General features: G+C 35.1%; 4 protein-coding genes and 1 pseudogene. 2 read left to right on the plus strand and 3 right to left on the minus strand.

Translation table 11 applies throughout. The annotated features are described in order from the left end of the window. The first annotated feature begins 506 nt into the window (after nt 1–506). Nucleotides 507–872: a response regulator gene (locus tag ACFIO3_RS01745; RefSeq protein WP_273724078.1), complete on the plus strand. Its 366-nt coding sequence runs from the start codon at nt 507–509 to the stop codon at nt 870–872. Nucleotides 873–950: 78 nt separating this feature from the next. Here the strand turns inward: ACFIO3_RS01745 and ACFIO3_RS01750 are convergent, their stop codons facing one another. From ACFIO3_RS01750 to rplM, 3 genes are all read right to left on the minus strand, one after another. Next, complete coding sequence (locus ACFIO3_RS01750) at nt 951–1,028, minus strand: hypothetical protein (RefSeq protein ID WP_375606729.1); 78 nt, start codon at nt 1,026–1,028, stop codon at nt 951–953. 154 nt (nt 1,029–1,182) lie between these two features. After that, nucleotides 1,183–1,668 (minus strand): 30S ribosomal protein S9, encoded by a 486-nt coding sequence (rpsI, locus tag ACFIO3_RS01755; protein WP_015856545.1) that lies wholly within the window; start codon nt 1,666–1,668, stop codon nt 1,183–1,185. Between the two features lie 2 nt (nt 1,669–1,670). Then, entirely contained in the window at nt 1,671–2,135 is a 465-nt protein-coding gene (gene rplM / locus ACFIO3_RS01760; protein WP_375606694.1) for a 50S ribosomal protein L13, read from the minus strand. A 295-nt stretch (nt 2,136–2,430) separates the two neighbouring features. Between rplM and ACFIO3_RS01765 the strand changes: the two are divergent. After that, a pseudogene (locus ACFIO3_RS01765) lies at nt 2,431–2,627 on the plus strand (single-stranded-DNA-specific exonuclease RecJ); the annotation flags it as partial.

Here is a 2,627-nt window from a genome sequence, read left to right on the forward strand (position 1 = left end):
TTGAATGTTTTATATTAAATAAATCGTGATAATTAATCACGGTTTATTTATTTTTTTTAATCTTAATGACATTGATAAGTTTATCCTTTTATATCATTAAGATATTGTTTTGTGGATGCCAGTATATGGTGCATTAAATTCAGCTAATCAGTTGCTTTTTAAATTTACTTAAATTTTTTCCTCTTCAAAATGCGCATTTTAGCTAAGTTTGTGGTTGATATTTTTTTATGATGAAAACGCGAATGCATTAATTGAGATATCCATAAACTTTGTATATCAACTCAAAAAATACAAGGTCACACAATCTTACGACTATTTGTGGGTTTTATGTTGATGAACTGAATAAGTATAGCGATGCGTCTTACAAATATTTGCAAAAATGCTTTTATTGGAATCTTTTAATCTCTTTGTGGTTTACAATTCATTTTATCATTTTATCTTAAGCAAAGAGAATGTGAATTCATTTCTATTTCTCTATTTTATCTGAGAAGGGTGGAGTTATACGAATGTCAAAAAAAGTCATGATCGTGGAAGATAATGAGCTTAATATGAAGTTATTTCGCGATCTTGTAGAAGCGAGTGGTTATGAAACCGTTGAAACGCGTAATGGTCTTATGGCATTAGATTTGGCGCGTTCATCAATGCCATCTCTTATCCTTGTGGATATCCAGTTGCCAGAGGTCTCTGGAATAGATGTTATTAAACAATTAAAAGAAGATGAAGAACTTCGATCAATCCCCGTTGTTGCTGTAACAGCTTTTGCTATGAAAGGCGATGAGGAGCGAATTCGTGCCAGTGGATGTGAAGAATATATGTCAAAGCCTATTTCTGTCCCTCATTTTATCACAATGGTAAAGCATTTCTTGGACTAAAGCTTGTTAAGTGGTGATAGAAAAAGCATTGAAAAGCTTATAAGATTGCTAAAGTTGTCGCGTAAATATTTTTGTGCTTCAGCACGTGGATATATTACAAGTTAGTAAAACAGATTTTAAAAATTGAAACTGAAGTTTTGAATTTTTTCGGTCTATTTTTCTTGCCTTTTATCTTAAGAGAAGGGATTGTTTTGCATTCTTGTTTTTTCTAATCGGTATAGATTTGTTCCTACATTCATCTAAAAGTTTGTTTTAGTAGGGGAAAAAGCCCCGTTTTTGTCCGAGGCTTTATGCATTGCAAAAATTGAAATTAACGCTTTGAGAATTGGAAAGAACGACGTGCTTTTGCTTTACCGTACTTTTTACGTTCAACAACACGGCTATCACGGGTAAGAAACCCACCTTTTTTCAAGATTGAGCGAAGTTCTGGTTCGTAATAGGTTAAAGCTTTGGAAATGCCATGGCGCACTGCACCGGCTTGTCCGGAAAGACCACCGCCTGCAACGGTTGCAATAATATCAAATTGGGTATCCCTATTTGTTGCAACAATTGGTTGACGAAGAATCATTCTAAGAACAGGACGAGCAAAATATTTGTCAAATTCCTTATTGTTGATCGTGATTTTTCCAGAACCTGGTTTAATCCATACACGTGCAACAGCGTCTTTACGCTTTCCTGTTGCGTAAGCACGTCCTTGTGAATCAAGCTTTTGCACGTGAACAGGAACAACATTTTCATGTGTTTCTGTAATACTTGTTACTATGCTAAGCTCAGAAAGAGAATTAATTTCAGCCATAATCAAGCAATCCTTTTGTTTTTGCGGTTTAAAGCACCAACGTCAAGAGATTCAGGCTGTTGTGCTTCATGTGGATGTTGGTTTCCAGCATAAACACGCAGATTCTTCAATTGACGGCGACCAAGAGGCCCACGAGGAATCATACGTTCTACCGCTTTTTCAATAACGCGTTCGGGAAAACGCCCCTCAAGAAGTTGACGTGCTGTACGTTGTTTTATTCCACCAATATAGCCGGTATGCCAATAATATTTTTTATCCGTATATTTTTTGCCAGTGAGAGCTATTTTATCTGCATTAATGACAATAACGTTGTCACCATCATCAACATGTGGAGTAAATGTAGCTTTATGTTTGCCACGTAAGCGGTTCGCAACAAATGTGGCAAGACGACCTAAAACAAGGTTTTCTGCGTCAATAATAACCCATTTTTTCACCACTTCAGTTGGCTTTTGTGAAAAAGTTGCCATAGAAGTATCCTTTATTAGAACCCTTTTAATATAAGGGAATTTTTACTGTTTTGCGTTGAAAATTGTTACCATAGCGAAATATTTAACGCATACTACTTGCTCTGATATAATGTCTTTTGATTGACGTCAAGAGAAAATAAAAACTTTATAAAACAGCATGTTATGAGAGAGGTATTATAATACCATATTAAAGAAGTTTGTGGATCATTTAAATTTAAAATGAATGTTGCAAAAGACTATTTTATCTTTAACGCATGATTGTATTTTATCGTTCTTCATTATAAAATAAACAATAATGCAGTCGCCTCGTTATTTTCTCAATGTTGAATCTTCTGCTTGTGGTCAAGCTTGGTTAGATGCCCTTGATGTTCAAGGGATAAATAATGCGCGCGCTATTTCTCAAAAATTTGGTTTTCCAGATCAGCTAGCTCGAGTACTTTCAGCAAGAGATGTGGATGAAGCTGAGGCTGTTGCTTTTATTAATCCAACATT

The organism is Bartonella sp. AD328YNZD (assembly GCF_042196425.1).